This is a genomic window from Bradyrhizobium roseum, from assembly GCF_030413175.1.
Classification (GTDB): Bacteria; Pseudomonadota; Alphaproteobacteria; order Rhizobiales; family Xanthobacteraceae; genus Bradyrhizobium; species Bradyrhizobium roseum.
In genome coordinates this window covers 6,680,491-6,694,234 of the sequence record NZ_CP129212.1, presented here as the reverse complement: position 1 = coordinate 6,694,234, position 13,744 = coordinate 6,680,491, and the positions used below count along the sequence as shown (strand labels likewise).

The window sequence follows — 13,744 nt, the reverse complement described above, 5'->3', positions numbered from 1 at the left end:
ATGCGCGCGCCTGCCAGCGAACTGCCGATTGAATTCGATGGCGTCACGGTGACGGCAGGCTCCGTCACGATCCTTGACGATATCGCGCTCACGCTGGCGCCCGGCGCGCCGACCGTGCTGATCGGCCCTAACGGCTCGGGAAAGTCCACGCTGCTGCGTGTGGCGATGGGGCTGCTGGCGCCCTCACGCGGACGCATTACCTGGGGCGGGCTCGAAAACATTCCGCCGCTGAAACGCGCGATCGTGTTTCAGCGCCCGGCGATGCTTCGCCGCAGCGCCGCCGCCAATATCCGCTTTGCGCTACGCGCCGCCGGCATCGCGCGCGCAGCGCATGCGCGCCGCACCGGTGAGTTGCTCGAACTGGTCGGCCTCGGTCATCTCGCGGATCGCGCCGCGCGCAAATTGTCCGGGGGTGAGCAGCAGCGGCTGGCGTTGGCGCGGGCGCTGGCGCGCGATCCGGCCGTGCTGTTTCTGGACGAGCCGACCGCGAGTCTTGACCCCACCGCCACCAAGGCGGTGGAAGACATTATCCGCGCCGTCAGCCAGCGCAACATCAAGGTGGTGATGGCGACCCACGATCTCGGCGAAGCCCGCAGGCTTGCCGGCGAGGTCGTCATGCTTCACCGCGGCCGCATCGTGGAAACCGGCGTAGCCGCCGCGTTCTTCGATGCGCCGCAAACCGCGGAGGCCAGAACGTTCCTCGCGGGTGAACTACTGGTTTGATGGAGGGGAAAACACCCATGAACATGCTCACGCGCCGTTTGCTGATTGCGGCGACCGCCACTTTCGTATTCACCGGCCATGCGTCGGCGCAGGACAAATCGATCGTGGTGGCCTCGACCACCTCGACGCAGGATTCCGGCCTGTTCGGTCACATCCTGCCGATGTTCAAGGTCAAAACGGGAATCGACGTGAAGGTGGTGGCGCAGGGCACAGGACAAGCGCTCGATACCGCGCGCCGCGGCGACGCCGACGTCGTGTTCGTTCACGCCAAACCTGCGGAAGAAAAGTTTCTGTCGGAAGGCTTTGGCGTCAAGCGCTATCCCGTGATGTACAACGACTTCGTCCTGGTCGGCCCGAAGGCCGATCCGGCCGGCATCAAGGGCTCAAAGGACATCGTGGCCGCCCTCGGCGCGATCAAGGCCAAGAACGCCGACTTCATTTCGCGCGGCGACAAGTCCGGCACGCACCAGGCCGAGATCAATCTCTGGAAGGTCGCCGGCGTCGACATCGCCAAGGACAAGGGACCCTGGTACAAGGAGATCGGGCAGGGCATGGGCGCCGCGCTCAACACCGCCTCGGCTTCGAATGCCTATGTGCTCGCCGATCGCGGCACCTGGCTGTCGTTCAAGAATCGCGGCGATCTCCTGATTTCCGTCGAAGGCGACAAGCGCCTGTTCAACCAGTACGGCGTCATGCTGGTGAATCCGGAAAAGCATCCGAGCGTGAAGAAGGATCTCGGCCAGCAATTCATCGACTGGCTGGTGTCGGCGGAGGGTCAGAAGGCCATCGCCGATTACAAGATCAACGGCGAGCAGCTGTTCTATCCCAACGCCAACGATTCCGGCGCGTGATGGCGATGCGGCTTTCGGTAGCTCTCGCGGCTCTCACGATGATGATGGCGCCTGCGACGGCAGAGGAAACGGTTTTGCTGCACGCCGCCGGCAGCCTGCGTGCCGCGCTGTCGGATGTGGCAAAATCGTTCGAGGCCGCAGGCGGCGGCAAGGTGCAGGCGAAATTCGGCGCATCCGGCCTGTTGAAGGACGAGATCGCCGGCGGTGCGAAGGCGGAGGTGTTTGCCTCCGCCAATATGGAGCATCCGCAGGCGCTGGCCGCAGGCAAGCGCAGCGGCCCTGTCGTGCTGTTCGCGCGCAACCGGCTGTGCGCATTGGCGCGGCCCGGTTTCGAGCTCACGCCGGCCGCATTGCTCGATCGCATGCTCGACCCCCAAACGAAGCTCGGCACCTCGACGCCGAAAGCCGACCCATCAGGTGATTACGCCTGGGAGGTGTTTCGCAAGGCCGAGACTCTCAGGGCAGGCAGCTCGGCCGCGCTCGAGAAGAAGGCGCTGCAGCTCGCCGGCGGGCCCACCAGCCCGCCCGCGCCGCAGGGCCGCTCGATCTATGGCGAGCTCATCGCGCAGGGTGCCGCCGATATCTTCCTGACCTACTGCACCAGCGCGCTGGCCGCCCAGCGGGAGAACCCGGCGCAACAGATCGTGCAACTGCCGGACGCGCTCGCGGTCGGCGCCGATTACGGCCTGACCGTGATGAACGACGCGTCGGTCGCGGCGTATCAATTCGGCATGTTCATTCTCTCGGCGGAAGGCCAGCGGACGCTGGCAAAATACGGTTTTGCCGCGCCCGTTCTGCCGCAATAGGAGAGTTCGATGCTTCGTTCGCCGCTCATCGCCCTTGCGCTGTTCGCCCTGTCCGGGCCGGCAGCCGCTGCCGACGATGGCTGCGAGAAATTCGCCTGGTCGCTCGCCCGCGAGCGCGCGGCGTTTGCGACGGCCGACAAGGCGACGGCGGCCGCGGGCGAGACGCTGACGGCGCTGCCTGCAAGCGCGCTGGTCATCCGACTGCAGCCGGGTGGGCAGGCCGCGTTCGAAATGCCGCCCGAGCGGAAGCCGCGAACGGAGCAATGGCACGGCGGCATGGTGCGTCTGCCGGCGTTGGCGAAACCCGGCATCTACCAGATCACCCTGTCCGACGACGCCTGGATCGATGTGATCCAGAACGGCCGCTACGCCCGCTCGGTCGGCAGCACCGGCCGCAGCGATTGTCCGGGCGTGCGCAAGAGCGTGCGGCTGGATCTCGATGCGAGCCCGGTCGTGCTGCAGCTCAGCGCCGTGGCGGCCGATACGGTCGCCATCACGTTTGGGCCCGTGCAATAGCGGGCCGCGAGCGGTGGCCCATTTCTACTTTGCATGGGGTTGTTTTCGATGTTTTTGTTTTCGACCCCGCCGTTCCTTCATTTGACGCTCCGCCATTCATGTTCGTGAACATCCGTTAACGCAGCAAAGCGGAGCTTAATGTCGCACACCGGAACGTGCCGCCAGCCCGGCGATTAGCATCTACACGTTAACTGGAGTGCGATCATGAAGAAGCTAGCAATCATCCTGGCGATCGGTGCGTCGGCGCTGATCGGAAGTTCCGCGGCCAACGCTGCCGATCATTCCGTGAAGGCGAAAGCGCCCGTGGCTGCCAAGCAGGTCCCGACCGACATCAGCTCGCGGCACCGCCATGGCCATTGGCGCGGCCATCACCACCATCGCCACTGGGGCCATCGTCACCATCGGCCCTACTATAACAGCTATGGCTATGCGCCGCGTTCGCACGGCTATTACGGCGGACCCCGCTACTACCGTGGTGGCCCCGGCGTGACTTTCAGCTTCGGTAGCGGCGGCTATCGCGGCTGGTAACAGCCCATCGGATCAAGCGAAGGAGCCCGCGAGCACCGCGGGCTTCTTTTTTTGAGTGCGGCTTTTGGCGGCGTCACGTGGCCAGCGTGAATGCCTCGTGCACCGACGACTGCACCGAGCCGCCCGTCACAGCGCCGCCGCCGGCGACGTAGATGGCGTCGCCGATGGTGGTCGCGCCCACCGCGTGACGCGGCGTGGTCATCGGCGCATGGGACTGCCAGGTGTTGGTCTGCAGATCGTAACTTTCCATCTGCCCGAAAACGACGCCCTGCGTGATCTGGCCCTTGTCAGCCACACCGTATTCGCCGCCCATCGCGAACAAGCGGTCGCGGTAGAGCACGAGGCCGTGGCCCGAGCGCGGCGTCGGCAGCGGCGCGCGCTCTTTCCACGTATCAGATGCGGGCAGGTACACGTGGTGAAGATCGGTGTTGTATTCGAAGGTATTGAACCGGCCGCCGATGATATGGATGATGCCGTTATGGACGACCGCGCCGGCGTGGTCGCGCGCGGCGGGAAGCGCTTTTCGGATTTCCCATTTGTCGGTTTGCGGATCGTAGACCTCGTGCCAGCCAACGCTGGCGCGTTCGTTGGTCGGCGCGCCGGCGCCGCCGATCAGATGGATCTTGCCGTCCAGCGCGACGGCCGCGGCCGCGCCGCGCGAGCGCGGCAACGGCGCAATGACCGTCCACTTGTCGGTTGCGACATCATAGAAGTACGCATTCGGATCCGGATTGCGGTTCTGCTCGATGAAGCCGCCGAGCGCATAGACCCGTCCTGCATCGGCCACGACTGCGACATGGTTGGCACCGCGCGGCAAGGGCGCGGCGTTGAACCAGCGGTCGTCCTTGGGATCGTAGACATGGTGATAGGCGCGGTCGACGCGCCCCTCGCCATAGCCGCCGACGATATGCATGCGTCCCGCCCACGCGGTGGCCCATGCCATCTCGCTGCGCGGCAGGGGTAGCGCCGCCTTCGGCGCCCAGCGTCCCTGCGGGCCCTTGGGCGCCGGGCTGTCGACCTTCCGCTGCTCGATCTGCTCGGCCGTCAGGTGATGCGGCGTGCCGCCCTGAAGCCGGACGAACGGGTCGGCTGCGGGTGTTGCTTCGGGCAAGGGCGTGCCATGGCCCGAGTGCTGGGCCAGTGCCGGTGCGCAGACTGCCGCGCCGGCAGCGGCGGCAACAAAAGCTCTCCTGTTGAGACGCGGCATACCGGATGTCGAAGACATGAGAGCTCCCGAACCGCAATGGAGATATCGTCAATGGTCGTAACAAAGGCGGCTGTGGTCAAGACGACGGCCGCGGGAACTGCCGTGCCCATGCACTCAATTGCAGGTGATCGCGGTCGCCATTGATCGATGGCGCCTGCGGTCGGATCGTTGTACGCATGACGCTCGCGTCGGCAGCGTGGCGCTGATTCCTCCGGTGAAAGAACCTCAAAATGAGCGAGCGACTTGATACGCTGAATAAAGCCCGTGCGCGCATGCTCGAGGACAGGGATATGCATGCGAAGGTGCTGGCCGCGCCCTTTGACCGCGACAAGGCCGAACGGGCCCGCAACAAGTTCATCGAGATCCAGATACTGATCGATGCGCTGGACCGCGCGATCGGCGGAGAGAGGCCTGTCGCGGGGACGGTTGAGTCGGGCGCGTAGAACGTCCGCGATGGCGTGACGCGCAAGTCCGGAGGCCCTGCCACCGTTATCCCGCGGGCCAACGCCGCGTCACCTTGCCTCAGTCGGGTTCGGCAAGACCGGATGGCCCGGATCCTGCTTTGACAGGTCCGTGCTGACCTGATCCATTTGCAGCACGCCAGCGCGATGACACAGTTAGTGGAGCCGGTGCCATGGAAGAGCAGCAACTTCGCGACCTGATTGCAGACGTCAAGACCGGCCAGCTGTCGCGGCGCGACTTCGTTCAACGAATGATTTCGGTAGGCCTGTCAGCACCGATCGCCGGGATGATGCTGAGCCAGTCCGGCATCGCGATGGCCGCGCCCGCGCTGACCTACAAGCCGACCAAGGCCGGCGGCGGCGGCGTTTTGAAGCTGATGTACTGGCAGGCCGTGACGCTGCTCAATCCGCATTTCGCCGTCGGCACCAAGGACCAGGAGGGCGCCCGGATCTTTTACGAGCCGCTGGCGGGATGGGATGGCGACGGCAATCTGGTGCCGATCCTCGCCGCCGAAGTTCCGAGCAAGCAAAATGGCGGATTGGCCGAGGACGGCCGCTCGGTGATCTGGAAGCTGAAGCGCGGCGTCAAATGGCACGACGGCATGCCGTTTACGGCGGACGATGTCGTCTTCAACTGGGAATATGCCAGGACGCCGGAGACCGCGGCCGTCTCCATCGCCAATTACCGGGACATCGTGGTCGAGAAGATCGACGACTTCACGGTGCATCTCAAATTTGCCAAGCCGACGCCGTTCTGGGCCGATGCCTTTGTCGGCAATTTCGGCATGATCATCCCAAAACACCTGTTCAAGGATTATGTCGGCGCCAAATCGCGCGAGGCGCCGGCCAATCTGAAGCCGGTCGGCACCGGCCCCTATATGTTTGTGGACTTCAAGCCGGGCGACATGCTCCGCGCCAAGATCAATCCGAACTACCACGTGGCCAACCGGCCGCATTTCGACGAGGTGGAGGTCAAGGGCGGCGGCGACGCGGTGTCCGCGGCGCGCGCGGTGCTGCAGTCCGGCGAATACGATTATGCCTGGAATATGCAGGTCGAGGACGAGCTCCTGCTGAAGATGGAAGCCCTCGGCAAGGGCAGGATCAACATCACGCCGTCGGGCAATGTCGAATTCATGCAGCTCAACTCGACCGATCCCGCCGTCGAGGTCGACGGAGAGCGCGCCAGCATCAAGACCAAACACCCGCTGTTCAGCGATCCGGCGGTGCGCCAGGCAATCAATCTACTCATCGATCGCGTGTCGATCGAGAAGTTCATCTATGGCCGCACGGCGCTGGCGACAGCGAACTTTCTCAACAACCCGGAAAAATTCCGCTCGAAGAACACCAAATTCGAATTCAACATCGAGAAAGCGAACCAGATCCTCGAGGCCGCGGGCTGGAAGAAGGGCGGCGACGGCATTCGCACCAAGGACGGCAAGCCGCTGAAGTTCGTATTCCAGACCTCGATCAACGCGCCCCGGCAGAAGACCCAGGCGATCGTCAAGCAGGCGTGCCAGAAGGCGGGCATCGATGTCGAACTGAAGTCGGTGGTGGGTTCGGTGTTCTTTTCCTCCGACCCCGCCAATCCCGATACCTACCCGCATTTCTATTGCGATGCGCAGATGTACAACACCACGATGCCGCAGGCCGACCCGCAGTTCTTCATGAACCAATATGTGTCGTGGCAGGTGGCTAACAAGGACAACAAATGGCAGGGCCGCAACGTCTCGCGCTGGCAAAACAAGGAATATGACGAGATCTACAAACAGGTCGAGCAGGAGCTCGACGCGGTCAAGCGCGCCGCGCTGTTCATCAAGCTCAACGACCTCGTCGTGTCGGATCATTACATCCAGCCGATCATCTCCCGCACCCGCGTCGCCGCCCTCGGCGGCAAACTGACCGCGCATATCTCGGGCTGGGACAACGATCTGTGGCAGATTGCGAGCTGGTACCGTGAGACGTGAGGGCGGGGCGCATGGGTCGCCCTTTGTATCGCGGCAGAAGGCGTTGCTGATGTTGGTGGCAGCGAGGGCATCGGCATCAGGGCAAACACAAGTTTAACGGGCTGTTCGGCCATGTGTCAGGCGGTCGGAGCGGAATGCCTTGTTGCCAGAGGAAATATGCTGGAAAAAGTGGAGCAATATTGATTTATCTCTGATGCAACGGGAGTCCGGTATTTTCACGTGTCGCTGGTAGCATGCGGTTATCACTCTCTTAACCTTCCACGCTGAGCGGGAAAATGCGCGACGAAACTGCCGCTGTCACGACGTTTCACACGTTGATCAACGAAATTCAGGACCATACGACCTCCGGGTCGATCAAGAAGCAGCTAAGGGCGCTGACGCGCATTTCCGATCTGTTCGCGGCCGGGTCCAGCCATTACTCCGAGCAACAGATCGAACTATTCGGCGAAGTGTTCAAAACGCTCGTTGCCGTGATTGAACTGAAGACCCGAATCAAGCTCGCCCGCCATCTTGCGACCAGTCCGGATGCACCGGCGGCGCTGGTTCGCGCATTTGCTTTCGACGAAGCCATCGCTGTGGCCGCTCCGGTTCTCAGTCAGTCGATGGTCCTCAGCGAGGCCGATCTTGCCGTCAGCGCCGGAATCCAGAGCCAGGGTCATCTTTACGCGATCGCCCAACGTCAAACGATCAGCGAACCCATCACCGAAATATTGATCCACCGCGGAGAGCCCAGGGTCGTCCATGCCGTCGCCGGGAATTCCGGCGCCCGAATTTCAGACGACAGTTTTTGCGAACTCGTCGCGCGCTCTGCCGCGGACGCCGAGCTCGCGCTCCGCGTCGGAGTGCGGCATGATATTCCGCGGCATCAGTTCCTGAAATTGCTCGAAACAGCCTCCGCTTCCGTATGCAGCAAGATCGTCTCGGCAAATCCTCAATTTGCCGATGCCGTGCAGGACGCGGTGACGGGTGTGGTCGACGATATCAACCTGCAGGTTCGTGATCGTTCGGTTGGTCATGCCAAGGCGAGGCGAAAGGTCAAGCTGCTCACACGGTCGCACCAGCTCAGGGAAACCAATGTCCACGCGGCGGCTCGCGCGCAAAACTTCGAGCAGATGGTGATGGCGTTGTCGATTCTTGCAGGCTGTCCCATCGAGATGGTCGAACGGGCGGTGCTCCATGAGAATCCCGGCGTCGCGCTGGTTCTCGCAAAAGCCGCCGGTTGTTCCTGGGCAACGGCCAAACTTATTCTGCTGATCGAGGCCGCGGACCGCAGGATGTCCGGCAAGGACCTGGATCGCGCGCGCGAAAGCTTCGAGCGACTCGAAACCCGAACGGCAAAGCGCGTGCTCGAGTTTTATGATACACGCCGAAGTACGCGCGCCGGCGCGAGCATTCCGGTCGTTTCGGCACTATCCGCGGAGCAGACCGCACTGACAGGGTAGCCGCCCCGATTTGACATTCCGCGACCGCAGAACTGTCTACCACGCTGTCGCGCTGAGCGAGCGTCGGTCGCTCCCCTTCCTGGTCCGCCTGCGGCCAAGTCAGCAGTTCTGGCAGAATGGCGTCGACAGCCGATGGTCGCGCATTCATCACTCCCTGATTGCGGCCAGCGGCGCCATGATTGCCTGGTTCTTCCTTACGTTTCATACGGGAACAACACTGATCTACTGAAAACTCGCAGGGCGGTTTGAAGCCGAAGGCTCAAGCCGCCACTGCTGTTTTTCGCCGGTAAATGGCGGATCACGCCTTGGGCTTCAATCCGCCGAGACCGCGCTCCAATCCGACAGCGCCTATTCCGCCGCCATCGGCCGTTCCGCCATGTCGGGAGCCACATTGGCTTCCGGCCAGCCGATGCTCGGGCCATGGCCGCGGAAATTGCGCAGCCACCAGGCCCAGTCGTCTTGCACCAGATGGAACGGGTCGGGATGGGCCAGTTCGCGCGCCGCCCAGATCGGCCAGTGCGGATTGGACAGCGCCGGGCGGCCGAGGAACACGAGGTCGACCAGTTCCTGGCGGATCACCTCGTCGGCATTCTGCGGCACGCCGAGATTCCAGCTCGCCGCAACGGGGATGCCGACCTCGCGCCGCACCCGGTTGGCGCGCGACACCATGAAGCCGACATCGTTGAAAGGCGGGTTGGACATTTCGTCGGTGTTGAAACCGAGTGACAGATCGGCGAGATCAAGGCCGTGGTCTTTCATCATCTTGACTGCGGTGATGGCATCCTCGAACTGGGTGCCTTTGGGGTTCAGATCGTCGCAGCCGAGCCGCATGGTCAGCGGATAGTGTTCCGGCCACACCGCGCGCACCGCATCGAGCGCTTCGACGTGAAAGCGGGCGCGATTTTCTACGCTGCCGCCGTATTGATCGGTGCGCTGGTTGGCTAAAGGTGAAAAGAAGCTGGCGCCGAGATAGCCATGGGCATAATGCATCTCCAGCCATTTGTAGCCGGCTGCAAGCGCGCGGCGGGCGGCGTCGGCATAGGCCTGATGCAGCTCCTTGATCTCGGCGACCGATAGTTCATGCACCGGATAGATATGGCCGCCGCCGCCATAGGGGATCGCCGAGGGCGCCCGGCAGGTCCAGCCATCGCGGTGATCCGGCGGCAATTGCTTCCACGTGCCTTCTGCATTGACGCCCTTGTGCGGCGGCAGTTCGCTGCCCTTGCGGCCGGTATGGCCGAGCTGAATCGCCGGTATGCCGCCCATGCGCTCGATAATGGCGCAGACCCGGGCGTGGCCCTCGATCTGGTCGTCGCTCCAGATCCCGGCGCAGGAGGTCGTGGTGCGTCCGTCAGGGGTGATTGCCATCTGTTCGCCGAACACCAGCGCGAAACCGCCCGCGGCGCGGGCGCCAAGATAGCTGACGTGATAATCATCGAGCTTGCCGTCGACCGAGTTGTACATAGTCATCGGCGACATCACAATGCGATTGCGCAGCGTGATGTCTTTGAGCGTGAAGGGACTGAACAGATCCGGCACGTTGTCTTCTCCAGCTTGCGAATTGGGACCATGGCGCTGTCGCTTGATCCGACGGATCGCTATCAGCGTTGATGACGCGGATTGTGCACCGGGTATCGAGCCAGCGTCTTTCAGAATTCCGCCGTAGTTTTTCAAGAAACAACCGGGAAGCGGGCAAGAGGGCACAGCACCCGGACCTTGGTGCCGATACCGCGGACAATACGCCCATTCCCGCGCCAACGCTTAGGGCGAGGGGGCACGGCCCTTGTCCAGATTTTCAACCGCATTCAGCATGGATGCGCAGCTGAGGTTACTCGGACCGGTCTTACAAACGGGTCGGTGGATCGCTGACGAACGGCAAGGTACGCCTAAGCACTACGCGGACGGTTGCGGACGATTTCGAACGGGCTTGAACAGCCTGGTTGGTGCCCCTGGCCGGAATCGAACCAGCACTCCTTGCGGAACTCGATTTTGAGTCGAGCGCGTCTACCAGTTCCGCCACAGGGGCCTTCGGTCGCGGGGCGGGTGCCCGGTGCGGCGAAGCGGGCGGAATATAGCGGGCGGCCTGCGCGGGTCAACCCGCGCGGATGTGATTGTTCCGCGGCTCGACACGCACGCGGCGGCGGGATAGGAGGCGGGTGCCTGCTTGAGCATGAATTGTGCTCCGGAGACTATCCGTGACGTCAGCCGCCGCCCATTCCCCCCCGACCCGCTTTTCGGCCGATCCCGCGGCCGCTGCGGCGCTGGCTATTGCGGTGGTCGCCGCCGCCACGCTCGCGGGCGCCTGGTTCTTTCAGCTCGTGCTGGACATTCGGCCCTGTCCGCTCTGCCTCGAACAGCGCTATGCCTATTATCTGGCCGTGCCGCTCGCGCTCGCGGTGGCCTTTGCCGCCGTGCGGGGGGCGCCGAGGCCGCTGCTGCTGGCGGGGTTTGCCGTGCTGCTGCTGGCCGCGCTCGCCAATGCCTGGCTCGGCGGTTATCACGCCGGCGTTGAATGGAAGTTCTGGCCGGGGCCGACCGATTGCTCCGGGCCGGTGGTCGATCTCGGCAGCGCCGGCACGCTGCTGCAGCGCCTGGACACGGTCAAGGTGATCCGTTGCGACGAGGTGCAGTGGCGTTTCCTCGGCCTCTCACTCGCCGGCTACAACGTGCTGATCTCGCTTCTGATGGCGATGATGGTCCTGTGGGGCATCGTGGCGACGAAGCGGAGCGCGTAGGTCGCGGGCCGCGTCCATCACCTCAATCGTCGACATCCTCTTGCGGCCGTCCGAACAGATGCACGATCCCCGGTGTCGTGATCGAGACGAATACGAAGCGCGACAGATGATGGGCGCCGACGAAAATCGGATCGATGTGCAGTGTGAGTGCCAGCGCCAGCATGGCGTCCATCGCGCCCGGTGCGAACGCCACCACGACGTCGGCGAAGCGGACGTTGGTGGATAGCACGATGATCGTGACGAAGATGGCCGAGATGGATATGGCGACCGCGAACGAGCCCAGTCCGGCGTTGAGGTGGCTGACCAGCGTCGACCTGCTGATCCGCGCAAACCGGGTGCCGATCACGGCGCCGATGCCGACCAGCGCCACGTTGCGCATCCACGGCGGCAGGCCGCCTTCGATCACGTCGGTGCCGTGCAGCACGGCGGAGGCGATCATCGCGCCGAACATCCAGCTCGCCGGAAATTTGGCCAGCCGAAGCAGCAGCGCAGCGAAAACCCCCGCAGCCGCCAGCACGGCGAGCTCGACCGGCGATGCGATCAGGCTGATCACCGCCGTTGGCGGCGAGGACGCAATGCCGGTCGACGCCACCACAAGCGGCAGCGCCGCGGTCAGGATGATCACCCGCATGGTCTGCACCACGGCGATTGCGGCGACATCGGCGCCCTTCTCGGCGGCCAGCATGGTGATCTGCGACAGTGCGCCGGGGCTGCCGGCCAGCAGCGCCGAGGTCTTGTCCCAGCCGTGCACGCGCTGCAGGTAGATGCTGGAGCTGAAGGTCGAGCAGAATGTCGCCAGCGCCAGCAGCCCGATGGTCAGGGGATAGGCGCTCATGTGCTGGATCAGTTGCCGCGACACCAGCGATCCCAGCATGATGCCGAGCAGTACCAGCACGGTCTGCGTCAGGATCGGCGGCATGGTGACGGGCCGCCCCGAGAGTGCGGCGATGCCCACGGTGGCCATCGCACCGGAAATCAGCCCGCCCGGCAAATTGAGCCACATAAACAGCAGGCCGCCGGCAGTCCCGATGACAAGCGTCTCGAGCGTCCCGAGAATCGTGGCACGGTCGGCAATGGCGGCGGACATCGAAGTGGGGATCAGGCTCACGCCGCCTTATGGCAAATCCGTGCGCGAGGGACAAATGCGCCACGCGATTGCAGCAATGCAAGGAAGAGACCTGCACAATGCCTGCACAAATCTCACGCCGCGTCGGCTGAACCGACGCTGAATGTGGAGGCAGATCGCGCATCCCGTCAGCATAAAAATTTTACCGGCCGGGTGGCTCGGTGCGTTGCCGCAAGCTGAGGTTGCGCTAGAATGGAAGGCGCAGATGACTTCTCCATGGAGACCAGGGATGACGATTCAAACAAAAATACTGGGCGCGATTGCGCTGTCAGGATTGGCGGCGCTGGCGATTACCTCGCCGGCCAACGCCCTGACCGCGCAGGAATGCAGCGCCAAATACCAGGCTGCCAAAACTGCCGGCACGCTCGGCGACCAGAAGTGGAACGACTTCCGGAAAGCCCAATGCGGCGCCGATGCGACGGCCGCAACCGCCGCCCCCGCCACGGAGGCGAAGGAAGCCGCCAAGAAGGACTCGAATAAGGAAGCCAGCAAGGAAACGGCAAAGGAAGCTGCGGCGCCGGCCGCGCCGTCAGGTCCCGCGGTCTATCCGCACGCCGTCGATGCCAAATATTCCAAGGAGACCGCCGGCAAGGCGCGGATGCACACCTGCCTCGACCAGTACAACGCCAACAAGGCCTCCAACGGCAATGGCGGCATGAAGTGGATCCAGAAGGGCGGCGGCTATTACAGCGAATGCGCCAAGAAGCTGAAGGGCGCGGCCTGAGCTGCAACCGAAGCGGGCGCGGCCGGAGGATTCGGCCGCGCCTACAAATCGCGGAGCAATGTTTCGGCGGATTTCGCCACCAGCTGCGCGCGTTTGCGCGGGCCGCGCTCGAGGAACAGCAGGCTCTGGCCGAACACGAAGCAGTAGAAAAGGAACGCCTGCGCGTCGGCTTCCTCCGCCGGCAGGCCGGTGGCCCGGTAGAGCAGGCCGACATTCTTCAGCCGTGCGACGTCGACGCTCGCCACCGCGTTGGCAGCGAGCTCGTCGGAGCGCGCCCACTGCCGGATCGCCAGCTCGACTGCCATGCCTGCGGTATTCATCCGTTCGGAATAAAGCGCGATCAGTGCCTGCAGCCGTTCGCGCGCGGAAGCGCCGTCGAGGCTGGCGTGTCGTTGGATCGCGGCAATGCGCCCCTCGCTCCAGGTCTTCAGCATGGCCTCCAGCAGCGCCGCACGGTCGCGGAAGCGGCGGTAGAAGCCCCCCTTGGTGACGCCGAGGCTTTTCGCCAGCACCTCCACCCGCACGCCTTCGACGCCGGTGCGCGCAATCTCCTCCAGCCCCGCCTCGATCCAGCTCTCGCTGCGCACCTCGCGGGTTCGCGCGTCTGCTCTGGCGGCTGTCTTGGTATCGGTCATGGTCCGGCCCCGGCGCGTATTGATAC

At 63.9% G+C, this 13,744-nt stretch carries 14 protein-coding genes and 1 tRNA gene; 10 read left to right on the top strand and 5 right to left on the bottom strand.

The window, feature by feature from the left end:
• The 5 genes from QUH67_RS31695 to QUH67_RS31675 all read left to right on the top strand — a co-directional run bounded on the left by QUH67_RS31695 (position 1) and on the right by QUH67_RS31675 (position 3,424).
• Positions 1–723: an ATP-binding cassette domain-containing protein gene (locus tag QUH67_RS31695; protein ID WP_407080491.1), complete on the top strand. Its 723-nt coding sequence runs from the start codon at positions 1–3 to the stop codon at positions 721–723.
• Between the two features lie 23 nt (positions 724–746).
• Positions 747–1,574, top strand: a complete 828-nt coding sequence (locus QUH67_RS31690; protein WP_300948243.1) for a substrate-binding domain-containing protein — start codon at positions 747–749, stop codon at positions 1,572–1,574.
• A complete protein-coding gene (locus QUH67_RS31685; RefSeq protein WP_300943619.1) occupies positions 1,574–2,380 on the top strand; it encodes a molybdate ABC transporter substrate-binding protein in 807 nt (268 codons plus the stop codon). The genes QUH67_RS31690 and QUH67_RS31685 overlap by 1 nt, the downstream gene beginning before the upstream one ends.
• 9 nt (positions 2,381–2,389) lie before the next feature.
• Positions 2,390–2,896, top strand: a complete 507-nt coding sequence (locus tag QUH67_RS31680; protein WP_300943617.1) for a hypothetical protein — start codon at positions 2,390–2,392, stop codon at positions 2,894–2,896.
• A gap of 204 nt (positions 2,897–3,100) precedes the next feature.
• On the top strand, positions 3,101–3,424 hold the full coding sequence (locus QUH67_RS31675; protein WP_300943615.1) for a hypothetical protein: 324 nt from the start codon (positions 3,101–3,103) through the stop codon (positions 3,422–3,424).
• Positions 3,425–3,497: 73 nt separating this feature from the next.
• Here QUH67_RS31675 and QUH67_RS31670 read toward each other — a convergent pair whose 3' ends face one another.
• Positions 3,498–4,649 (bottom strand): Kelch repeat-containing protein, encoded by a 1,152-nt coding sequence (locus tag QUH67_RS31670; RefSeq protein ID WP_300943613.1) that lies wholly within the window; start codon positions 4,647–4,649, stop codon positions 3,498–3,500.
• A gap of 212 nt (positions 4,650–4,861) precedes the next feature.
• Here QUH67_RS31670 and QUH67_RS31665 point away from each other — a divergent pair, with 212 nt between their 5' ends.
• The 3 genes from QUH67_RS31665 to QUH67_RS31655 all read left to right on the top strand — a co-directional run bounded on the left by QUH67_RS31665 (position 4,862) and on the right by QUH67_RS31655 (position 8,498).
• Positions 4,862–5,074: a hypothetical protein gene (locus tag QUH67_RS31665; protein WP_300943611.1), complete on the top strand. Its 213-nt coding sequence runs from the start codon at positions 4,862–4,864 to the stop codon at positions 5,072–5,074.
• A gap of 191 nt (positions 5,075–5,265) precedes the next feature.
• Complete coding sequence (locus tag QUH67_RS31660) at positions 5,266–7,056, top strand: peptide ABC transporter substrate-binding protein (RefSeq protein WP_300943609.1); 1,791 nt, start codon at positions 5,266–5,268, stop codon at positions 7,054–7,056.
• A gap of 314 nt (positions 7,057–7,370) precedes the next feature.
• Complete coding sequence (locus tag QUH67_RS31655) at positions 7,371–8,498, top strand: DUF2336 domain-containing protein (RefSeq protein WP_300943607.1); 1,128 nt, start codon at positions 7,371–7,373, stop codon at positions 8,496–8,498.
• A 348-nt stretch (positions 8,499–8,846) separates the two neighbouring features.
• Here the strand turns inward: QUH67_RS31655 and QUH67_RS31650 are convergent, their stop codons facing one another.
• Together QUH67_RS31650 and QUH67_RS31645 are read right to left on the bottom strand one after the other, a co-directional pair.
• Entirely contained in the window at positions 8,847–10,037 is a 1,191-nt protein-coding gene (locus tag QUH67_RS31650) for an oxidoreductase (protein ID WP_300943605.1), read from the bottom strand.
• A 402-nt stretch (positions 10,038–10,439) separates the two neighbouring features.
• Positions 10,440–10,524 (bottom strand) — tRNA-Leu (locus QUH67_RS31645).
• Between the two features lie 169 nt (positions 10,525–10,693).
• On the opposite strand from QUH67_RS31645, the gene QUH67_RS31640 reads away from it, so the two are divergent.
• A complete protein-coding gene (locus tag QUH67_RS31640; protein ID WP_300943603.1) occupies positions 10,694–11,233 on the top strand; it encodes a disulfide bond formation protein B in 540 nt (179 codons plus the stop codon).
• 22 nt (positions 11,234–11,255) lie between these two features.
• On the opposite strand, the gene QUH67_RS31635 is transcribed toward QUH67_RS31640, so the two are convergent.
• Entirely contained in the window at positions 11,256–12,320 is a 1,065-nt protein-coding gene (locus QUH67_RS31635; RefSeq protein WP_300948242.1) for an AbrB family transcriptional regulator, read from the bottom strand.
• 268 nt (positions 12,321–12,588) lie between these two features.
• On the opposite strand from QUH67_RS31635, the gene QUH67_RS31630 reads away from it, so the two are divergent.
• Complete coding sequence (locus QUH67_RS31630; protein ID WP_300943601.1) at positions 12,589–13,083, top strand: hypothetical protein; 495 nt, start codon at positions 12,589–12,591, stop codon at positions 13,081–13,083.
• Between the two features lie 41 nt (positions 13,084–13,124).
• On the opposite strand, the gene QUH67_RS31625 is transcribed toward QUH67_RS31630, so the two are convergent.
• Positions 13,125–13,718 carry a TetR/AcrR family transcriptional regulator gene (locus QUH67_RS31625; protein WP_300943599.1) on the bottom strand — a complete coding sequence of 198 codons (594 nt, stop codon included), beginning with the start codon at positions 13,716–13,718 and terminating at the stop codon, positions 13,125–13,127.
• Between the last annotated feature and the right edge of the window lie 26 nt (positions 13,719–13,744).

Excerpts from the sequence above, each read along its gene's own strand:
- QUH67_RS31695 (WP_407080491.1), top strand. The coding sequence starts at position 1 with ATGCGCGCGCCTGCCAGCGAACTGCCGATTGAATTCGATGGCGTCACG.
- QUH67_RS31690 (WP_300948243.1), top strand. The coding sequence starts at position 747 with ATGCTCACGCGCCGTTTGCTGATTGCGGCGACCGCCACTTTCGTATTC.
- QUH67_RS31685 (WP_300943619.1), top strand. The coding sequence starts at position 1,574 with ATGGCGATGCGGCTTTCGGTAGCTCTCGCGGCTCTCACGATGATGATG.
- QUH67_RS31680 (WP_300943617.1), top strand. The coding sequence starts at position 2,390 with ATGCTTCGTTCGCCGCTCATCGCCCTTGCGCTGTTCGCCCTGTCCGGG.
- QUH67_RS31675 (WP_300943615.1), top strand. The coding sequence starts at position 3,101 with ATGAAGAAGCTAGCAATCATCCTGGCGATCGGTGCGTCGGCGCTGATC.
- QUH67_RS31670 (WP_300943613.1), bottom strand. The coding sequence starts at position 4,649 with ATGTCTTCGACATCCGGTATGCCGCGTCTCAACAGGAGAGCTTTTGTT.
- QUH67_RS31665 (WP_300943611.1), top strand. The coding sequence starts at position 4,862 with ATGAGCGAGCGACTTGATACGCTGAATAAAGCCCGTGCGCGCATGCTC.
- QUH67_RS31660 (WP_300943609.1), top strand. The coding sequence starts at position 5,266 with ATGGAAGAGCAGCAACTTCGCGACCTGATTGCAGACGTCAAGACCGGC.
- QUH67_RS31635 (WP_300948242.1), bottom strand. The coding sequence starts at position 12,320 with ATGTCCGCCGCCATTGCCGACCGTGCCACGATTCTCGGGACGCTCGAG.
- QUH67_RS31630 (WP_300943601.1), top strand. The coding sequence starts at position 12,589 with ATGACGATTCAAACAAAAATACTGGGCGCGATTGCGCTGTCAGGATTG.
- QUH67_RS31625 (WP_300943599.1), bottom strand. The coding sequence starts at position 13,718 with ATGACCGATACCAAGACAGCCGCCAGAGCAGACGCGCGAACCCGCGAG.